This is a genomic window from Pseudoclavibacter sp. CFCC 13611, assembly GCF_008831225.1.
GTDB lineage: Bacteria > Actinomycetota > Actinomycetes > Actinomycetales > Microbacteriaceae > Pseudoclavibacter_A.
Genome location: NZ_WBKE01000003.1, coordinates 153939 through 173953 on the forward strand (window position 1 = coordinate 153939; position 20015 = coordinate 173953).

14 protein-coding genes and 1 tRNA gene are annotated in these 20015 nt (G+C 63.4%); 5 read left to right on the forward strand and 10 right to left on the reverse strand.

Annotated features, from left to right (window positions below; all coding sequences use genetic code 11):
- Positions 1-161 precede the first annotated feature (161 nt).
- The 3 genes from F8O08_RS09360 (at position 162) to F8O08_RS11060 (ending at position 4722) form a co-directional block, all read left to right on the forward strand.
- Complete coding sequence (locus F8O08_RS09360; RefSeq protein ID WP_158043106.1) at positions 162-1256, forward strand: ImmA/IrrE family metallo-endopeptidase; 1095 nt, start codon at positions 162-164, stop codon at positions 1254-1256.
- A gap of 570 nt (positions 1257-1826) precedes the next feature.
- Positions 1827-3851, forward strand: a complete 2025-nt coding sequence (locus F8O08_RS09365) for a potassium transporter Kup (RefSeq protein WP_225733625.1) — start codon at positions 1827-1829, stop codon at positions 3849-3851.
- Between the two features lie 139 nt (positions 3852-3990).
- Positions 3991-4722, forward strand: a complete 732-nt coding sequence (locus F8O08_RS11060; RefSeq protein WP_158043107.1) for a DUF805 domain-containing protein — start codon at positions 3991-3993, stop codon at positions 4720-4722.
- Positions 4723-5323: 601 nt separating this feature from the next.
- Here the strand turns inward: F8O08_RS11060 and F8O08_RS09375 are convergent.
- The 4 genes from F8O08_RS09375 to F8O08_RS09390 are packed head-to-tail and all read right to left on the reverse strand — an operon-like array spanning position 5324 to position 9621.
- A complete protein-coding gene (locus tag F8O08_RS09375) occupies positions 5324-6469 on the reverse strand; it encodes a bifunctional 2-methylcitrate synthase/citrate synthase (RefSeq protein WP_158030261.1) in 1146 nt (381 codons plus the stop codon).
- A 23-nt stretch (positions 6470-6492) separates the two neighbouring features.
- Complete coding sequence (gene prpB, locus F8O08_RS09380; RefSeq protein ID WP_158043108.1) at positions 6493-7404, reverse strand: methylisocitrate lyase; 912 nt, start codon at positions 7402-7404, stop codon at positions 6493-6495.
- Positions 7404-8945, reverse strand: a complete 1542-nt coding sequence (locus F8O08_RS09385; RefSeq protein ID WP_158037121.1) for an MmgE/PrpD family protein — start codon at positions 8943-8945, stop codon at positions 7404-7406. Before F8O08_RS09385 ends, prpB begins: the two co-directional genes overlap by 1 nt.
- On the reverse strand, positions 8926-9621 hold the full coding sequence (locus tag F8O08_RS09390) for a GntR family transcriptional regulator (protein WP_158037120.1): 696 nt from the start codon (positions 9619-9621) through the stop codon (positions 8926-8928). The genes F8O08_RS09385 and F8O08_RS09390 overlap by 20 nt, the downstream gene beginning before the upstream one ends.
- Before the next feature lie 256 nt (positions 9622-9877).
- Between F8O08_RS09390 and F8O08_RS09395 the strand changes: the two genes are divergently transcribed.
- Positions 9878-11836: an acetate--CoA ligase gene (locus F8O08_RS09395; protein WP_158043109.1), complete on the forward strand. Its 1959-nt coding sequence runs from the start codon at positions 9878-9880 to the stop codon at positions 11834-11836.
- Between the two features lie 228 nt (positions 11837-12064).
- Here F8O08_RS09395 and F8O08_RS09400 read toward each other — a convergent pair whose 3' ends face one another.
- Positions 12065-13540 carry a glycosyltransferase family 39 protein gene (locus F8O08_RS09400; protein ID WP_192497754.1) on the reverse strand — a complete coding sequence of 492 codons (1476 nt, stop codon included), beginning with the start codon at positions 13538-13540 and terminating at the stop codon, positions 12065-12067.
- Positions 13541-13575: 35 nt separating this feature from the next.
- The gene (locus F8O08_RS09405) at positions 13576-14523 is read right to left on the reverse strand and encodes a glycosyltransferase family 2 protein (protein WP_158043111.1); all 948 of its coding nucleotides are present in this window, start codon (positions 14521-14523) and stop codon (positions 13576-13578) included.
- 189 nt (positions 14524-14712) lie between these two features.
- Here F8O08_RS09405 and F8O08_RS11120 point away from each other — a divergent pair, with 189 nt between their 5' ends.
- Positions 14713-15114: a helix-turn-helix domain-containing protein gene (locus F8O08_RS11120; protein WP_158037117.1), complete on the forward strand. Its 402-nt coding sequence runs from the start codon at positions 14713-14715 to the stop codon at positions 15112-15114.
- A gap of 788 nt (positions 15115-15902) precedes the next feature.
- Here the strand turns inward: F8O08_RS11120 and F8O08_RS09415 are convergent.
- From F8O08_RS09415 to F8O08_RS09430, 4 genes are all read right to left on the reverse strand, one after another.
- Positions 15903-16622 carry a hypothetical protein gene (locus F8O08_RS09415; RefSeq protein ID WP_158043112.1) on the reverse strand — a complete coding sequence of 240 codons (720 nt, stop codon included), beginning with the start codon at positions 16620-16622 and terminating at the stop codon, positions 15903-15905.
- A 466-nt stretch (positions 16623-17088) separates the two neighbouring features.
- Positions 17089-17161: transfer RNA gene (locus tag F8O08_RS09420), tRNA-Thr, on the reverse strand.
- A gap of 98 nt (positions 17162-17259) precedes the next feature.
- Complete coding sequence (locus F8O08_RS09425; protein ID WP_158043113.1) at positions 17260-18843, reverse strand: alpha/beta hydrolase; 1584 nt, start codon at positions 18841-18843, stop codon at positions 17260-17262.
- On the reverse strand, positions 18840-20009 hold the full coding sequence (locus tag F8O08_RS09430) for a DNA polymerase III subunit delta' (protein WP_158043114.1): 1170 nt from the start codon (positions 20007-20009) through the stop codon (positions 18840-18842). The genes F8O08_RS09425 and F8O08_RS09430 overlap by 4 nt, the downstream gene beginning before the upstream one ends.
- Positions 20010-20015 lie beyond the last annotated feature (6 nt).

The window sequence follows — 20015 nt, forward strand, 5'->3', positions numbered from 1 at the left end:
GGTCTCGGTAAATGGCATCCATATGGGGAAGTGCCCCCTATTGGGAGAGCTGGCTCGATTACCAAGAATTGGCGGCTAGTTGTCCAGCTATCCGAGTTCTCTGACGGCACCGTCGAGGGCATCGTGCACGATATAGATGACTACCACTGAAGGAGGGCAGCATGTTTACACAAGAACCTGATTATGCGGTGCCCCCAGGGAGCTACCTCGAAGAGTGGCTCGACGATCATCAGATGTCGCAAGCGGAGCTTGCCCGACGTCTTGGGGTATCAGGAAAGCACGTGTCTAAATTAATTGGCGGGGCCTCTCTTTCTCCCTCAGTGGCTAATGGCGTAGCTCTCGTCACAGGTGTGCCAGCAGCCACATGGCTGACTTGGGAAGCGTTGTACCGCGCAGACATGGCTCGACTGTCAGAATTGGAATCCGTTGTCCCGTCTAAAGACGTTCTAGCACGCTTTCCTCTGTCTACTCTGCGAAAGCATAATTACGTTACAGCCACGCTTAGAAGGCCCGCCTTGGTTGCCCGGGAGCTTTGTGCGTTCTTTCGAGTTGCCAACTTCTCAGTTCTCACGGAGCTGGCGGAACGTCAGCTCGCCTTACCGCGCCAGCAGGTTGTGCTGAGACCTCAGACCTACGCAATGGCTACGTGGGTTCGTCTATGCGAGTTGCAAGCAGAGGCCTCGTGGGGAGGCGGTTCACCGTATTCAAAGCAGGCGTTAGAGCTTGCTGTTCCCCAAATTCGCGCTCTGTCGCGCGAGTTTCTCAGCGGCCCCGATGATGCCCAGGAACGTTTAGTCTCATTACTAGCAAGTGCTGGAGTGCAGCTCATTTTTGAGCCCGGCGTCGATGGAGCGCGTGCATATGGGGGCACATTCTGGCATGAGGGGCGCCCGGTTATAGGTTTGACGCTCCGAGGCAAAGATGACGGGCAATTCTGGTTCACGTTATTTCACGAAATTGGCCATGTACTGAAGCACAATAAGTCGGTTGCGCATATCAACGAAGTCGCCAGTCGGTCTGATAATGCTGCTGAAATCGAGGCAGATAGTTATGCCCAAGAGGTGCTCATCCCATCTTCGTATGCCGTTGAGCTCCCGAAGCTGAAGAGTAAGGAACAGGTCAGGGCGTTGGCCAGCGAGATCGGGGTCAGTCCAGGTGTCGTCGTTGGGAGGCTGTGGCATGACCAGCTGTGGCCACACACGCACGGCCACGATCTAACTTTGCAGTTCAGCTTCGTAACTGAAAAATCGCGTTAGTCCAGCTAGAGGCCTGTCACGGACGTCCAAACAGAAATCTCACGGCTCTGTGCTCGTTGGCCGCAACAAGCGATCCTCACCGTTTGCTCTCACTCGTCGAGCTGTGACTCAAGGCCGGCGATCTGGGCGTCGGTGCTGGCGAGGTCGTTGTGCAGGTCCATGTGTCTGATCGTGACAGTGCTCGGGCGCTGACATGCCCTTGTGCGCAAGTGGAACACGAGCAGGCCATGACGGGCGGAAGACTCCCGCACTTTTCCCGCGCTTTGGATGAGACCGGAGGGCAGACGGCCGCAACAGGTGAGACGGTCTGGCCGCTTTTCACGAGGGCAGTGCGACCCTCGGGCAACCGCCCGAAACCGCTTCGAGGGCTGGTTATGTTCTCCGCGGGTAGAGAGATCGAAACTCTCGGGGGGCACGTCACGAAGGCTCCCCTCCCCAGTGTTTACACGGGAGAGGGGCCTTCTTTCGCACCCGGCGCACTCTTGGCCGAGCGGTGTGCCACGAGAAGCCGCCCGACATCCGCCCAATTCGTCCGGCCTGCTGCGCGAAACAGCGTTCAGTGTCGTATCCGTGACACGCCGTGCGATGCAGACGACGTACCCCGCCAGTGGCATGATGGCGATCATGTTCGCCTCGCGCAGAAACACCGGTGAGAGTCATCCGTACACCGGCCCGGTCACGACGCAGATGACCGCCCTGACGGCATCGAAGCGCGGTCCAATCGCTGCGCTCACCCTCGGCGCCATCGGCATCGTGTTCGGCGACATCGGCACGAGCCCGCTGTACACGCTGCGCACGGTGCTGCGCTCTCACTCCGACGCCGACATCAACGAGCAGAGCGTGCTCGGCGTCATCTCGATGATCATTTGGTGCCTGATCGTCATAGTCACAGTGACATACGTCGGCATCATCACCCGAGCCGACAACCAGGGCGAGGGCGGCATCATCTCACTCGCCGCCATGATTCGACGCAAAAACGGACGCGGTGCTCGCGTCTCCGGGTTCGCGATCGCAGTCGCAGTGGTCGGCGCCGCGCTCTTTCTGGGCGACTCCATGATCACCCCGGCCATCTCCGTGATGAGCGCGTCGGAGGGGCTTTCGGTGGCAGACCCCGACTTCGGATCCTGGGTCGTGCCGATCTCAGTGGTGATTCTGGCTCTGCTGTTTCTCGTGCAGCCTCGGGGCACCGGGCGCATCGGCAAGGCCTTCGGCCCGATCATGGCGTTGTGGTTCGTCGTGCTCGCCGTGCTCGGTGTCGGCTGGCTCGCCACCGACCCCAGCGTGCTGCGAGCGCTCTCCCCGACGTACGCGCTCTCCTTCGCAGCCGCTCACCCATGGGTCGCGTTCATGGCTCTCGGAGCGGCTGTGCTCGCCGTCACAGGCGCCGAGGCGCTCTACGCCGACCTCGGGCACTTCGGCCGACGCCCGATCGTGCTCGGCTGGCTGATGTTCGCCTTCCCGGCACTGCTGCTGAACTACCTCGGCCAGGGTGCGATGCTGCTTCATGATCCTGACGCGCTCAGCAGTCCGTTCTTCCGCATGGCGCCGAGCTGGGCGCTGGTGCCGATCGTCGTGCTGGCAACGCTGGCGACGGTGATCGCGTCGCAGGCCGTGATCTCGGGCGCCTTCTCGATCGTGCGCCAGGCTGTTCGTCTGAGCCTGCTGCCGAGGCTCAAGATCGTGCAGACCTCACGCAGCAACGCCGGACAGATCTATCTGCCGGCGGTCAATGCGCTGCTGCTGGTCGGCGTGCTCGCCTTAGTGCTCGGATTTGGGTCTTCCGAACGGCTCGCCTCTGCCTACGGGCTCGCGGTGACCGGCACCCTGGTGCTCGAGCTGACGCTCTTCTTGGTCTTCGCCCGCACGGTCTGGCAGTGGTCGTGGCCGGTCATCGCAACGATGGCGGTGCTCATCGGCGGGCTCGAGATGCTGCTGCTGGCGGCGAACTCGCTGAAAGTGATCACCGGCGGATGGCTGCCGCTCACGATCTCAGCGATCTTCGTCGTCATCATGTTCACCTGGAGCCGCGGCTCGAAGATCGCCTTCGGCCGACGGCACGATATGGAGGGGCCGATCGGCGACCTCGTCGACGAGGTGCGCTGCGGCGGCATCGATCGCGTGCCCGGAGTGGCCGTCTACCCACATGGCGACATCGCGACCACGCCGCTGGCTCTGCGCGCGAACATCGACTTCACGCACGTGCTGCACGAGCATGTCGTCATCGTCTGCGTGCGCAGCCTGGGCGTTCCGCATGTGCCGGTCGACCAGCGGATCGTCGTAGACAATCTCACCGACACAGAGGACGGCATCGTACAGCTGCGCTACCAAGTCGGTTTCAACGATTCGCAGAACATCCCTGCTGCGCTTGAGCAGTCCCGTGGTCTCTCGCCCGAGCTCGAGATCGATCCGTCGACGGCGACCTACGTGCTCTCCGTGTTCCGCATCGAGCCCGGTGCGACAGAGCACGTCGCGCACTGGCCTCGGTGGCAGCGCCGCCTCTTTCGTGCGCTTGAGCGACTGTCGACGAACCGCACGCAGGCATTTCACCTGCCGCCAGAGCGCACTGTTGTCATGGGGGCCGAGCTGCAGGTGTGATCAGTGTTCGGCAGTGATCACCGGATCGCCCCGATGCCACACCGACTCCTCGCGATCACGGCCGGTCACTGGTCTCCCCCGCCCGCTCGCTGTTAGGCTGCTGGGCAACGACTGGCTGATACCTGAGAAAGGCACTGACATGACCATTCCTCCTCCCTATGAGCCTCCGGCGTCGCCAAACGGCCCCAAGCCGACCGATGGCAGCGGCCAGCAGCCGCCACAGCCACCGCGTCCCCCGCAGCCACCGCAGCCACCGCAGTATGCCGCGCCCCAGCCTCCCCAGGCCGGAGGCCCCCAGCAGCCGCAGTACGGTGCACCGGGCCAGTACGGTCAGCCTCCGCAGCAGCCGCCACAGCCGCCGCAGTACGGAGGCCCGCAGGGATACGGCCAGCCCTCGGGGCCGCTCGGCGCAAGCGATCCCGACGACCTCACGCTCCCGCTCTACGGTGCGACGATCAAGCAGGCGGTCGTCCGCTGGCTCAAGAACTACGTGAACTTCTCAGGGCGTGCCAGCCGCAGCGAGTTCTGGTGGGTCATGCTGGTCAACGCCGTGATCTCGTTCGTGCTGAGCGTGCTGACCGGGGTCGGCTCACGCACCGAGGTCTCGACCGTGCGCGTCGGCGACCAGCTCATGACCACCCAGCAGTCCGTGCCCGGGCCGTTCGGCATCGCTGTCGCCGTGATTCTGGTGCTTTACAGCCTGGCCGTGCTGCTGCCCACGCTCGGACTCGTCTGGCGCCGCTTCCATGACACCGACAAGTCGGGCGCCTTCTACTTCCTGTCACTGATCCCGTTCGCCGGCGGCATCATCGTGATCGTGCTGCTCGCCCTCGACTCCAAGCCCGAGGGCGTACGGTTCGATCGAAGGTAGCTCCCTCTGAGCTGCCGCCGGACGTTGGAGCTGCGGCAGCCGGGCATGACACAGGCCGGGTCTGACATCAACGAATGATGTCTGACCCGGCCTTTTCGTCTGTCTGCAGCGTGTTCAGCTCATGTGTGCAGAACGAACACCCGCCGAGGCATCGAGACATGGCAGATGTCCTTCTGAAGCATCCAGGCATGGAAGTTGGCATGTCTCGATGGGGAGGACAGTCATTTGTCATGTCTCGATGGGGCAAAGCCCGGAACGAACACGTCGGGCTGCAGAGCACTGCATCCGGGGGACGTGAGGCCGGCAGCAGACGACGAATGCCATGCCGTGGGCACTGCCTCAGGCAGACAGGACCCCAGCCAGACAGGCACCCAGCTGACAGGTGTCAAGCAGCCAGGCACCAAGCAGCTAAGCACCAAGCGCCAGGCACCCGAGTAGCCAGGCGCCCAAGCGCCAGACGCCCAAGCAGACAGGAAAGGGCGGGATGCGGCATCCCCCGATTCCGCATCCCGCCCGTCTGTAGACGCCACCCACGCTCATGCCCAAGTGACGCCGGTCTGTGAGTCGCGGCCCCGTCCGATTCGGGTGCCGCAGTGCAAGCCTAGCCCTCGAAGCCCGGCACGTGCCGCTCATCGACGCCGTTGTACAGCGAGAGCGGGCGAATCAGCGCGTTGCTCGCGCGCTGCTCGATGATGTGCGCCGTCCAGCCGGTGACGCGGGCCGCCACGAAGATCGGCGTGAACGTCGGAATGTCGAACCCGAGCAGAAAGTACGCTGGGCCGGCCGGGTAGTCGAGGTTCGGTTTGATGCCCTTGGCCTCGTCGACCTCTTTGGCCAGCGCGTCGTAGAGACGCTTCAGGTCGTCGCGGTCGTAGCGCTCGATCAGCTCGAGCGTCGACTGCTGCATGGTCGGCACACGCGAGTCGCCCTTCTTGTAGACGCGGTGCCCGAAGCCCATGACCTTGCGCTTTTCGGAGAACGCCTGAGTCAGCCAGTCATGCGCGGCCTGCTCGATCTCGACGCCCTGCTGCTCGGCCTGCGCGTTGATCTCGTTGAAGATGTGCAGCACCGCCTCGTTCGCTCCGCCGTGCAGCGGCCCCTTCAGCGCGCCGATCGCGCCGGTGACCGCCGAGTAGAGGTCGCTGAGCGTCGAGGTGATGACGCGGGCGGTGAAGGTCGACGCGTTGAACGAGTGCTCTGCGTACAGAATCAGCGACACCCTGAATGCGTCGACCTCGAAGTCGTCGGGCTCCTTGCCGAAGGTCTGCCAGAGGAAGTTCGCCGAATAGTCGAGGTCGGCGTTCGGCTCGACGTATGCCTCGCCGCGGCGGCGACGCTGATCGTACGAGACGATCGACGGCAGCTTCGCGAAGAGGTTCACCGCCTTCTCGAGCTCGGCCTCGGGCGACTCGTCAGCCGTCTTGGGGTCGTTCGCACCGATCACGCTGACGGCCGTGCGCACGACATCCATCGGATGCGAGTCAGTCGGCAGCGAGTCGATGACGGCTTTGACGTTCGCATCGAGACCGCGCAGCGAGCGCTCGGTCGACACGAACTCGGCGAGCTGCTCGTCGTTGGGCAGCTCACCGTGCCAGAGCAGATAGGCGACGGCCTCGAACGACTGCGTCGCAGCGAGCTCCTGCACGGGGTAACCGCGGTAGAGCAGCGAGTTCGTCTCGGGGTTCACCTTCGAGATGGCGGTGTAGTCGACGGGCACACCGGCCAGGCCCTTGTAGATCTCAGTCATGATTGTCTCTTTCGGAATGCGGATCAGTGGTAGTTGTCGCGCTCGACGTCGAAGTTGAACACCGAGGTGTCGAACTCGCTGTACGCCGGGTAGTCGACCAGCTCGTAGAGATCGGCTCGGGTCTGCATGTGCTCGACCTGCGAGCTCAGGCTGCCCTCGCTGATGATCGCGTCAAGACCGCGCTCGGCAGCGCCCATCGCCAGTCGCTGCAGCGAGACCGGGTAGATCACGAGGTTGAACCCGAGATCCTGCAGCTGCCGGTTCGTGAACAGCTCGCTCTTGCCGAACTCGGTCATATTCGCCAGCAGCGGCACGTCGATCGCCCTGCGGAACGCCTCGAACTCGCCCAGATCGCGCAGTGCCTCGGGAAAGATGCCGTCGGCGCCCGCGTCGACCAGGGCCTTCGCCCGGTCGATGGCCGCCTCGAGCCCCTCAGACCCTCTGATGTCGGTGCGCGCCAGGATCACCAGGTTCTCGTCGCGGCGCGCCTCGACGGCGGCGTGGATTCGATTGACCGCCGTCGCCTGATCGACGACGGCTTTGCCGTCAAGGTGGCCGCATCGCTTCGGGTTGATCTGATCTTCGATGTGGATGCCGGCGACGCCCGCATCTTCGAGCTCCTGAACCGTGCGGGCCACGTTCATGGGCTCACCGAAGCCGGTGTCGGCGTCGACGAGCACCGGCAGATCGGTCGAGCGCGCATAGGTGTGCACGCGACCGGCGACCTCGGTGAGCGTCGTCAGGCCGATGTCGGGAAAGCCGAGATCGTTGGCCAGCACGCCGCCCGACGCGTAGACCCCTTCGAAGCCTTTGCGCTCGATCAGCCGCGCCGAGAGCGCGTTGAACGCGCCTGGCAGCCGCTGCAGTCGTCCGCTGGCCAGCCCGTCGCGAAAAGCTCGGCGCTTCGCCTCGGGGGTGACTTTCGAGTACAGCATCAGAAGATTCCCTTCGGGTCGTTGACACTCTCGAGCAGGCCGGGCCGGGCCACGATGGTCAGCTCGCCCAACTCGTCGGCGGTCAGGGTGTCAAGGCGCTGAGCGACATCAAGGAAGCGCTCGATCTCGCTGGGTTCGAGCACGGGCTCGGCGAGGGTCTTGAACTTCTGGATGTAGTTCTCTCGCTGGAACGGGCGTGCGCCCAGCGGGTGCGCGTCGGCGACGGCGATCTCTGCCGTGATGTGCGAACCGTCGGCGAGCTCGATCTCGGCACGGCCGCCGAAGGCCTTCTCTTCAGGATCGATCGAATGGTAGCGACGGGTCCACTCGGCATCCTCTTCAGTGGTGATCTTGTGCCACAGCTGCACGGTGTCAGACCGACCGGCCCGCTCGGGAGCGTAGGAGTCGACGTGGTGCCAGCGTCCGTCCTGCAGTGCGACTGCGAAGATGTACGGAATCGAGTGGTCGAGCGTCTCACGGCTCGCGGTCGGGTCGTACTTCTGCGGGTCGTTCGCGCCCGAGCCGATCACGTAGTGCGTGTGGTGCGAGGTGTGCAGCACGATCGACTTGACGTTTGCGGGGTTCGCCAGTTCCGGGTGCTCGTTGTGCAGCTTACGGGCGAGATCGATCCAGGCCTGCGCCTGGTACTCGGCTGAGTGCTCCTTGGTGTAGGTGTCGAGAATGCCGCGCTTGACCTCACCGCGCTCGGGAAGCGGAACCGAGTAATGCGCGTCGGGGCCGTCCAGCATCCACGCGATCACGCCGTCCTCGCCTTCGTAGATGGGTTCGGGGCTGGTCTGGCCGCGCATCGCGCGGTCGACCGCCTCGACAGCCATCTTCGCGGCGAATGCCGGGGCATGCGCCTTCCAGGTCGAGATCTGCCCCTTGCGAGACTGACGCGTCGCGGTGGTGGTGTGCAGTGCCTGGCCGATCGCCTGGAAGATCACCTCGGGATCGAGATGCAGCAGCGTACCGAGGCCGGCGGCGATCGACGGGCCGAGGTGGGCCACATGGTCGATCTTGTGTTTGTGCAGGCTGATCGCGCGCACCAGGTCGACCTGGATCTCGTAGCCGGTGGCGATGCCGCGCACGACGTCGTGGCCGGAGACCTGTGCGCTGCGGGTGCCGGTGACGTGCTGGGCCACGGCGATCATCGCGGGGATGTTGTCGCCGGGGTGCGAGTACTCAGCCGCGAGGAAGGTGTCGTGATAGTCGAGCTCGCGCACGGCGACGCCGTTGGCCCAGGTGGCCCACTCTGGCGAGTAGCGTTTGGGAATGGGCAGGCCGAAGACCGTCGAGCCGCCCCGCGTGAACGGGTGAGCCTTTGCCTGTGCGCGAGCGGAGACGATCGGGGCGCGCAGCAGCGATGCCGCGGCCACCGAGGCGTTGTCGATCACACGGTTGATGACCTCGTCGGTCACCTCCTGGCTGACCTCGACGGGGTCAGCGGCGACCTCGGCGATCTTCCAGGCGAGCTGATCCTTGCGAGCCAGGTTCTCTTCGCTCTTGTACACACGGACGTCATGCTGTCTCACGAGCATCTCCTTCATCTGGGCTGACGGCGTCAGCGGAGTGGGTCTCGAGACTGGCGGCCTTCGCCAGTCGGTGGGAAAGACTGTTGTAGAGGTGCACATGCGTGGCGTGCGCAGCGAGATCGCCGTCGCCGTCGATGATCGCCTGCACGATGAGCGCGTGCTCGCGGGCGGCGTCCATGAGTCGGGCGCGATCGCTGCGCGCCATGTGGCGGATGCGAGCGAGATGCGTGCGCACCGTCGCCATCGCCGAGACCAGGTAGGGATTCCGCACGGCCTGGTCGAGGGCGTCGTCGAGGCGGTTGACGAGTTCGTAGTAGTCGTGCCGGTTGCGGTCACGGGTGTTGAGCAGGTCGCTGACGTGCTGGAAGTCCACGAGCAGCGCTCGGAACACGTCGACGTCACGATTGCGTGCGGCGAGTCGAGCAGCCTGGCATTCCAGGGCCAGGCGCACGTCATAGAGCTCGCTGATGTTCTCGAACGAGACCTCTGAGACCTCGACGCCGCGCGGCCGCTGCACTGCCAAACCCTCGCTGATCAGCTGCCGCAGGGCCTCGCGAACCGGGGTGCGGGAGATGCCGAGGCGCACTGCCTGCTCAACCTCGCCCAGCACCGTGCCCGCGGGCAGATCGCCGTTGGTGATCTCTTCACGGAGAGTCTGATACGCCCGGTCACCTGCGCGCATGATCCCCTCCTTCGGTCATCGTCGATCGATCGCCATCAGTGTATACACAAATCACACGTCAATGTATACACAATTTCGCAGAAGACCGTCATCTCCTGCGATCAAGCGCCGTATTTGGCACATTGCATCTGCAGTTCATTGTTGATGTTTGCATCTGTGTATACAACGTCGGTATATTGATCCCATGCTTCGAGGATGAGGCGCCACAGAGCCGTCGTGTCGGCATCCTCGGGAGGTACTCAATGAGGAGGACACGATGAACATCACGCGTGACCAGGTGCGTGAGGGAGCCTACGGGCAGGCGTACCAGCAGAGCATCCAGGATCCAGAGTCGTTCTGGCTCGACGCCGCCAAGGCCATCGACTGGCATTCAGAGCCCACACAGGCGCTCGATTCGTCCAACGATCCGGAATACCAGTGGTTTCCGAACGGCACGCTGAACGTCGCCTACAACGCGCTCGACCGACACATCGAGGCGGGCCGCGGCGACCAGAAGGCGCTGATCTACGAATCGGCGGTCACAGACAAGTCGCGCACGTACACCTACAACGAACTGCGGGACGAGGTCGCTCGCTTCGCCGGCGTGCTGGCCTCCCACGGCGTCGGCCTCGGCGACCGCGTCGTCATCTACATGCCGATGATCCCCGAGGCGCTGATCGCCTCGCTCGCCTGTGCTCGACTCGGAGCCGTGCACTCCGTCGTCTTCGGCGGGTTCGCTGCCAAGGAGCTCGCCACCCGCATCAACGACGCGAAGCCGAAGGTGCTCGTGACCGCCGACGGCGGCATCGAGCCGAACCGCATCGTCGAGTACCTGCCGATCGTCGCCGAGGCCATCGCCCTCTGCGACCACTTCGTCGACTCGATCATCGTCAAAGACCGCCCAGAGATTCCCGGCGGCGCGAAGGACGGCACCGACTGGGTCGCCGACCTCATCGAGACCGAGTGGTACGACTGGGACGACGAAATGGCCCATGCGGCACCGCACAAACCGGTGCCGGTCGTCTCGACGCATCCGCTGTACATTCTCTACACCTCGGGCACCACCGGCGCGCCGAAGGGCGTCGTCCGTGACACCGGCGGCTACGCCGTGTCGCTGGCTTGGACGATGAAGAACCTCTACAACATCGAGGCCGGTCAGGTCATGTGGACGGCGTCGGACGTCGGCTGGGTCGTCGGGCACAGCTACATCATCTACGGCCCGCTGCTGGTCGGTGCGACCACCGTCGTCTACGAGGGCAAGCCCGTCGGCACGCCGGATGCCGGCCAGTTCTGGCGCATCATCGAACGTCACAAAGTGCGTTCGTTCTTCACTGCGCCCACAGCCATCCGCGCCGTGCGCAAGGAGGATCCGAAGGCCGAGCTCGTGAAGCAGTTCGACATCTCGTCGCTGCAGGCGCTCTTTCTCGCCGGCGAGCGCACCGATCCCGACACCTATCACTGGGCGGTCGCCAACATCCACCCGAAAGTGGTCGACCACTGGTGGCAGACTGAGACGGGCTGGGCGATCACCGGCAACTTCATCGGTCTGCAGCCGGTCGAGTCTCGGCCGGGATCGTCCGGGCTGCCCACCCCCGGCTACAACGTGCAGATCGTCGACGACGAGGGCAACCCTGTGCCGAACATGGGCGAAGGCAACATCGTCATCAAGCAGCCGATGCCGCCGGGAACGCTGACCACGCTCTGGCGCCGTCACAAGCGCTACCAGCGCTGCTACCTGAAGCCGTTCCCGGGATACTACCTCACCGGGGATTCCGGGTACATCGACCGTGAAGGCTACGTCTACGTGATGGGCCGCACCGACGACGTGATCAACGTCGCCGGCCACCGCCTCAGCACCGGTCAGATGGAAGGCATTCTGGGTGCGCATCCGGCTGTCGCCGAGGCGGCGGTCATCGGGGCCGCCGATGCGCTCAAAGGAGAGAAGCCGTTCGGGTTCGTCGTGCTCAAGCACGGGTTCGACAGCACCGAAGAGGTGCTGCGCAAAGAGCTCGTGCAGAAGGTGCGCAAAGAGCTCGGCGCCGTCGCGGCGTTCAAAGACGTGGTCGTCGTCGAGGGGCTGCCCAAGACGCGCTCCGGCAAGATCCTGCGCAAGAACCTGCGACAGATCGTCAACGGCGAGAAGCTGATCGTTCCGCCGACCATCGAAGACACGGCCACGCTGACGCTCGTGCAGATCGCCGTGCACAACTACGAACGCGAGAAGGAGACCGCCTGATCGCCCACTGACTGCGTTGAAGTCGGCGCATGCCCGTGCCCCTGGTCAGGCATCGGGCGCTGCACCGCCCAGATCGGCTGCACACCGTGACCGGTGCACTGCAGGGCCGACTTCAGCGCGAACCACGCCGGCCCGGCTCACTTCGGGGGATGTTGAGTCGGGCCGGTCTCTGTGCCCAGAGTCAAGTCAGCTCATGCCGCTGAGAGGTGTGCCCAGCCAGACGCGCTCTCACGGGCGCAGCGCATAATGGTCGACGATCGCGCTGCCAATGCGGTCAGTTCTGACCAGCTCGTAGCGGTCATCGACCAATAGCTTCCCTGCTTCTTCCATCCGCAGCACCGTCAGCTCAGGTGTGCCGATAGACGATGATGAGGAAATTCGCCGGTCACTCCCGTGAAGTGGAGCGTATCCACCGTGAAAGGCCACCTCGTCATTGCTGGCGAAGTACAGCGGACAGTCCGCAAAGTAGTAGCTGAATCCGATCCCTTCCAACGGCGTGTCGGCGACAACAGTGTTCTGTGGACTGCATTCGACCGAATCACGCACTTCGCGGGCATGATTCGTGGTCAGATTATCGAAGTTGAAGTTGCCGGTGGCTTTCAGCGTGGTCACGCCCACGATCTGGAGCGCGACGACGCTGCAGGCGCTGATGATCGCGACCCAACGCTGCTTCCTGCCATTTCGCCTCCAGACCAACCAGAGCAGAACAGGAAGGAGCGCAAGCGGATAGACAACCGTGTGAGAGATGTACCTATTGACGAAATGTGGTGACAGCGGAGGCAGTGAGACGCACATCTCGAACAGCATCGGCACCATGGAGAGAAGGGTCAAGAGGCTGATCGCGTCACGGTGGCTCTGCTCGATCACGACATGACGCAATGAGTAGAGCACGAGCAGCACTGCCACAAGAATCAGGCACGAAAGCCATGCGCCCGCCCGCCAGATCGGGGTGTACGTCAGACTCATTGTGAAGAAGTTGACAGCCTTCTCGACCGTGACCGCTGATTCGATCCCCGAAGACGCACTGTCTCTCAGCTGGTTCATGACCACCGGGACATACGCCGCGAACAGCAGAGCGGCCGCTCCGAACGCGAGGAGCCACGGTTGCTTGACAAGCGGCCCCGTTCGCAGTCGGTGCCATCGCGCTGCAAGCCAGATCGCATGCGCAACCCAGACAACGGCACACATGTACATGGTGTACATGCCGAGTACGACCAGAAGGCTGTAGGCAGACCACTTGAAAATTGTCTGGCGCCGCGTGTTCTCCGACAGCACGACGCTCACCAGGCACAGAGTTGCCAACGCACAGATCAATCCGGCGATCGCATACATTCGAACTTCATATGAGTACCGAAGGGAGTACGCCGACAGTGAGACGAAGGGCAACGTCATAAGCGCGATTCTCGACGAGAACATCCTTCGCACGATGCAGAACATGACGAAGACGGTCGCACCTGCCGCCAATGCACTCAGACTGCGAAGCGACAGCTCACTCCACCCGAACACTCCCGCCCATGCTTTGACCAAGAGGTAGTAGAAGGGCGGGTGGGCATCCACCGCGGTCAGCGCAAACAGGTCGTCAACAGGGCTCTGAGCGACCAGTACAGAGTAGGCCTCGTCGTACCAGATCGACTGCCCGGCAGCCAGCCATAGCGCGAGAAAGAATACGCCAACCGAGGTGACAGCGGCCAGAGCCCAGTCCACAGCCAACCATCTCTGCCAGCTTGACGCCATTCTGGTCATTCCGGCCTGCTCTCATGCATCGACTGAACGAGATATGCCGGTCGGCGTTTCGACTCCATGAAGATGCGACCGATGTACTCGCCGATGATGCCAAGACTCAGCAGCTGCACCCCACCAAGAAACAGCATCACCGCCATGAGCGATGGGTACCCAACAGCTGTGTTGCCCCACATCAGCGTTCTCACGACGATGACGAGCAGATAGGCGAAAGCGGCGATCGAGATGACGGCTCCCATGAAGCTGGAGAACCGCAGAGGAGCCGTCGTGCAGGATGTCAGCCCGTCAATGGCAAGATGGACCAGTTGGCCGTAGTTCCATTTCGTGATGCCCCCTTGCCGAGCCGGGCGATCGTAGACCACTTCGACCTTGCGAAACCCTATCCAGCTGAACATCCCCTTTGTATACCGTTCCGACTCCCTCAACTGACGAAGGGCTTCCACACATTTGCGGTCAAGAAGCCTGAAGTCTCCGGTGTCCATCTGCAGCTGCACACGGGTCGTTCGCTGCAGAATTCTGTAGTAGAGCTTTGACGTGGACTTCTTCAGCCAAGACTCTCCGCTGCGCGTTCTTCGACGAGCATAGACATCATCGAACCCGCGCTCCCACTGTTCGATCATGCGAGGAATGAGCTCTGGAGGGTCCTGGAGATCTGCGTCTATCACCACGGTGGCGTCGCCACGGACGTTATCCAGCCCTGCAAGCATGGCAAGCTCCTTGCCAAAGTTGCGAGACAGGCTCACCCACGCAATGCGTGCGTCTGTTGCGGCCAGGTCGCGGATGATGCTCATGCTCGCATCAGCACTTCCGTCATCGACAAAGAGAAACTCAAAGCGGTAGGCATTCAAACCCTCAGCCATGTTCTGCAGTTTGCTGTACAACTTCTGGAGCACTTCAGCTTCGTTGTACACCGGAATGAGAACGCTGATCAGTTTTGCGTCTTTCACAAACTCCACACCCCCTCAATCACGATCGAATTCTCTTCATGCCCGCATCCCTCAGACTTCGTCACATTGCCCCTCTCGGTCATGCCTCGCAGTCCGCCCCATGGCGTCCCTGCTCGTCAGGCCGTCAGCGCAGACCTGTGTGACTCATTGTCCGTGGACTTATCAGCCCTTCGTCTACAAGGTTGATGGGTGGATACTCCAGCTCATCGACTTGCATTCGGACGGCAGCTCCGAAGGCTCCGTCGCTCCGCGGGGTGGACGTCGCAGGAGGCCTTCGCCCTCCATGCAGGGTTAGACCGCACGTACGTGTCTGGGATAGAACGCGGCCGCCGAAATCCAACCTTGGACACGATTGTCAAACTGGCCCAAGCGCTTCAGATACCCCCAAGGGCGCTCTTCGGTGAGTACTACGACAGTCTGGCTTCACCAACCTCATTCATCGACTCCGCGGGCAGCCAGACTGGGTCGCAGGCCGCAGCAGCGCCGCCGCACCAGGCTCGGACTCCCCCACGCTCAAATGCCCCTTCTGCCCAGCCGAGGCCCGATACCTTGAAGAGATGGGCTCCCCGAGCTGATCGCCGATCACCGTGAGCCTTCTGGGACATTCACAACCCAGTCCCCACTCGCATTCCGCACATAGTTTGATGACAGCTCTGTACGGCCTCCGTCTGGAGTCTTCTCTAGGAGCATGACGCTCCCGTCTGGGAGCGACACAACGGTCGCAGAGCCAACGGCCCAGGAATCACCGAGACCGAGCTCTGCCAGGCGTGTCGATGAGACGCCGTCCATCTGAGCGACAAACCGCACCTGCAGAGGCGTCCCACCCCCTCTGATCGGCGATGCGCAGGAGACATCCTGTGTGCCGTCTGGATATGCTCCGTCTCCTGCAGGCGAAGCCGACTGCTGAATGGAGCACTGCCCAGACGTGCCGCCCGTGGAAGTCGCCTTCTCACCAAGCCCCGTAAACGTGAACGACTCTATTTTTGGAAGGGGCACTCCATCAGCGGTCAGCTTCTGTTTCAACGAGTCGGGCAGAGATATCGTGATCTTCTTCGCACGGAGAGGCAGCTGCTGGGACGGGTCATAGGCATACGTCAATGAATCCGGCACATCGGCCGCGGTAGCGTCGGTGCCCTCCTGAGAGCCTGAGGTCGTATCACTGTCGGCGGGCGATGAGGCACTGCTCTCGTTCTGCGAGCCGCCAGAAGACGTAGCGCAACCGGTTGCGAGCACGCTCACCGCGATGAGAAGCGTCGCCACTCGCGCGCCGGTACCCGCATGGTTCACAGTTGCCCCGTCTTGGGAGTTCGTGAGATAGGTCTTCCGAAACATGCCTGCCCTCATCATGTGCTTTGTGATCCCGTCTGTGTCATTCCTCATCACAGAGGCCGTTTCGGCACCCAGTTGCCGCCCTGATCCATGACGTACATCTCTTTGTCGACTTTCGTCCCCACTTGACCATCAAGGTCGCCGACGACCTCAACGGTGCCGTCATTCATCGGTGCGACTGTTACTGATGCGACGACAGCTCCACCACGATCACCGCCGGTGGATAAGCCCTTGTCAGCGAATCCCAGCTTCGACAGAGTCGACGCTGGCACTTGAGACAGATCCACTTGGAAGGTGTACGACACGGCTCCCTTTCTGCCGTTGAGAGATTGATCTGGCTTCCCACAGGCAAGGCGAAGGGCTTCGTCTTCATCACCAGACCCATCAGATCTGACCGCCTTCGCCTTGAGCGTGCACAGATCCCTCGATGAGTCATTCTGCGGATCCGCCGCCGCAGCGGCGAAAGTGTATGACTCGAATTCTGGGCGAGGCAGCCCGTCTGCGAGAAGCCTGGCCTCCAAAGCAGTAGGCAGCCGGACCGTGATCGTCTTGGCCCGAACAGGCAGAGAATCCGCAGAGTCATATTCGTAGATCGCAGTGTCGGGGGCAGGTTCGACATTCGAGCCGTTCGCATCTTGCTGCGCCGATTCCTGCACTGCATCATTTGTGCCGCTGGTGCTGGTGGTGGTGCTCGAGCAACCGACAAGCAAGACACTGGCCAGTGCAGCGACCCCAACCAGCCCGCCCGCATGCTTGACTTTGCTTCGCACATTCCCCCCTCATGGAATTCCCGCATGCTCAATACGAGAACCCGCATGCGGTCAACGACGCGTTCATCTAATCACAAATGTGACTCATAGGCAACACTTCTGAGCGTACGAAGCTGTCCTACAAGTACATGTCCACCGAAGTGCCATCACTGCTGTCAAACAGACGGGCAAGCTGCCCGAGCCGAAGGGTTCTCACTGGGGCAACCAGCGTTCGTGAAGACAGCAGCCGCCGTTCGTGCAGGCAGCAGCAACGGGCCGAGATCCATGCTGTCGTTCGTTCACAGCAGCTCGAGATGGAAGGGCAGCCCGACGGTGCCCCTGGCAGGGCAGACCTCTGCATGGCCGAGGATAGGGAGAAAAGAATGCGGAGCAATCACCGTGCACTGCAGGCCAGCCGGCGTGTCAAGCGGGGTTCATGGATTCAGCCTACCTGGCAGGCAGAAAGGAAACACAGAGAAGATTCGAGAGCCACCTGCGAGAATCGAACTCGCGACCCCTTCATTACGAGTGAAGTGCTCTACCGACTGAGCTAAGGTGGCCAATGCCTCGCGGCACCGCCGAACAGACTACCAGAAGTTCAGCCGGATTCACCATTCGCAGCACGACGCACAGCACAACTTGCGGCGCGGCTTGCGCACTACTCGCAGCGCAGCCCGTCGGCCGGCTGCTCACCGGCGACGAGAAAGCGCTCGACCGCACGCGTGATGCAGACCGATGCCATGCTGTTGTAGGCGGTGTGCCCCTCACCCACGTTCGTGACGAGAAAACCGTGATCGAGCTGGTCCGCCAGCGACTGCGCCCAGGCATACGGCGTCGCTGGGTCGCCGGTCGTGCCGATCACCATGATGGGCGCCGAGCCGGTCGCGCTGACCTTGTGCGGCGCTGCCGTGGGCGGCACCGGCCACCCACTGCACATCGCCGTGCCATTTGCCTGGAACTGCCCGAACACCGGCCCCGCCGCCCGGATGCGCTCGTTCAGCCGCTGCACGCCTTCTGGGGTCTGGTCGGCGGGCAGGTCGATGCAGTTGACCGCAGTGAGCACTTCGGTGGAGTTGTCTTCGTATGTGCCGTCGGCCGAGCGCGAGTTGTACTGGTCGGCCAAAGCCATCGCACCTCGGGCGTCGCCCTGACTCACGCTGGTGATCGCCCGAGCCAGCGCGCCCCACTGCGAGCGCGAGTACAGCGCCGAACTGATCGCGGTCACCATGGTGTCACTGCCCAGCTGACGGCCGTCTGGAACTGACAGCGGATGCTGGTCGAGACCGCCGATCAGTGCGGCCAGCTGTGTGGCGGCTTCGTCTGCAGTGCCGGTGAAGGGGCAGGAGGCGTTCGAGACGCAGTTCTGCAGGAATGACCGCGCCGCCGATTCGAACCCGCCGACCTGTTCGACGAGCATGTCTTCGGCCGACAGCGACGGGTCGACGGCCCCATCGAGCACGAACGCCCCGACGCGATCAGGGAAGAGATCGGCGTATGTAGCGCCGATGCGCGTGCCGTACGAGTAGCCGAGGTAGTCGAGCTGCGGCTGCCCCAAGGCGGCGCGGAGCACGTCGAGGTCACGGGCGACGCTCGCCGTGTCGACATGCCCGAGCAGCGGGCCGGTGTTGGCCTGGCAGGCCGCACCGAACGCCTTCGAACTCGCCTCTGCCTCGGCGATGTAGGCCGGGGTGCCTCGCGGCGCGGCCGGCAGGTCGTAGAGGTAGTGGTCCATCTGCTGCGCATCGACGCAGCGCACCGGTGTGGACTTGCCTGCGACGCCTCGCGGGTCGAAGGTCACGATGTCGAACTCACGCTGCAGCGCAGACCCGAAGAAGTAGTCGCGGTACGACTTGTCGGTGGCGTACTGCAGGGCTGGAGCCCCTGGGCCACCGGGGTTCATCACCAGTGCCCGGTGATGCCCGCTGCCGTCGGCAGCTTTTCGGGCGAGAGCGACCGAAACGGTATCGCCCTGCGGCTGCGACCAGTCGAGCGGCAGCGTGAGCGCCGCGCAGTCTGCGCCGTCGCCGCAGTCTGACCAGTCGAGCTGCTGGCCGTAGAACTGCTGCAGCTCGGCGGGCACACCCTGCGTCGGGTCGAAGTCGTCGGCCACACCGGAGTTCGGGTCCGATCCCGAGACGACCGGACCGAGGGCGCATCCGCCAAGAGAGAGCGCCAGCGCGACGAGACCGGCGAGCGCGGCCAGCAGCGGTCTCGTTCGAGCCGACCGGCCCGCCCCGCTCACTGCAGCACCCCCGGAACGAGACTCGCCAGATACGCGTCGAGCACGAGGGCCGGCGAGACGTTGTGCGCCAGCTGGCCTCTCGCCTGCTCGGTGGCGTCGATGCCGTGCAGCAGCTGAGCCTCGGTGTAGCGCCGTGCGAAGTTCTGCAGCTCGTCGATCAGGTCGCCGTTGATCAGCTGCTGCCCGCTGCCCAGCTTCGACAGCAGCGCGTCTCGCAGCAGCGCCTGCGCATCGGTGAGCACCCGGTCGACGCCGTCGGCCAGCGCACGTTTCGAGCGACGCTTCCAGTTGTCTTCGGCCTCGCGAAGCTGCGAGCGCAGCTTCGGCGGCACCCGGTCGTCGGGGCCGAGCCCCATCTGACGCATCAGCTTGGCGCGTTCCTGCTGCTCTTCGTCGCCGACCAGCGCGGTGGCATCGTCTTTGGCGATCTGCAGCAGCTGGCGCGAGACGGCCATGGCACGGCTGAGACTGTCGATGCTCAGAATGCCGGTGAGTGATGAGCGGCGCCGTTCCCGCGCCGCCGCGTCGGTGGCCAGACGCCGCGCCATGCCGATGTGCGATTGCGAGGCGCGTGCAGCCAGCAGCGCCAGGTCGCGACTCACGTTCGACTCGCTCGTGAGCAGATCGGCGATGGCGTCTGGAGAGGGCGTGCCAAGCCGCACGATGCGCACGCGCGAGCGGATGGTCGGCAGCAGATCGGCCTCGCCCGGTGCGCAGAGAATCCACACGGTGCGGTCGGGCGGCTCTTCGAGCGATTTGAGCAGCACGTTCGAGGTGTGCTCGCTCATGCGGTCGGCGTCTTCGATCACCTGGATGCGCCAGCGCCCCACCGACGGCGACAGCTGCGACTGGCGCACGATGTCGCGCACCTCGTCGATGCTGATGATGACCTTGTCGGTGCGCACCACCTGCACGTCGGGGTGCGTGCCCGCTTCGACCATGACCCGCTGGTGCTCGGGATCGCTGGCTCCGGTCGCCTGCAGCTCGGCGGCAAAGGCGAGCGCGGCGACCGACCGGCCCGACCCGGGCGGGCCGGTGAACAGCCAGGCGTGCGTCATCACTTTGGGGTCGTCGGCGTGCGCGATGGTGTGCTCGAGCTGGGCGACGACCTGCGGCTGGCCGACGAGTCGCCGACTCAGTGATGCGGATGCTGCGGGTGCGTTCATGTGTGG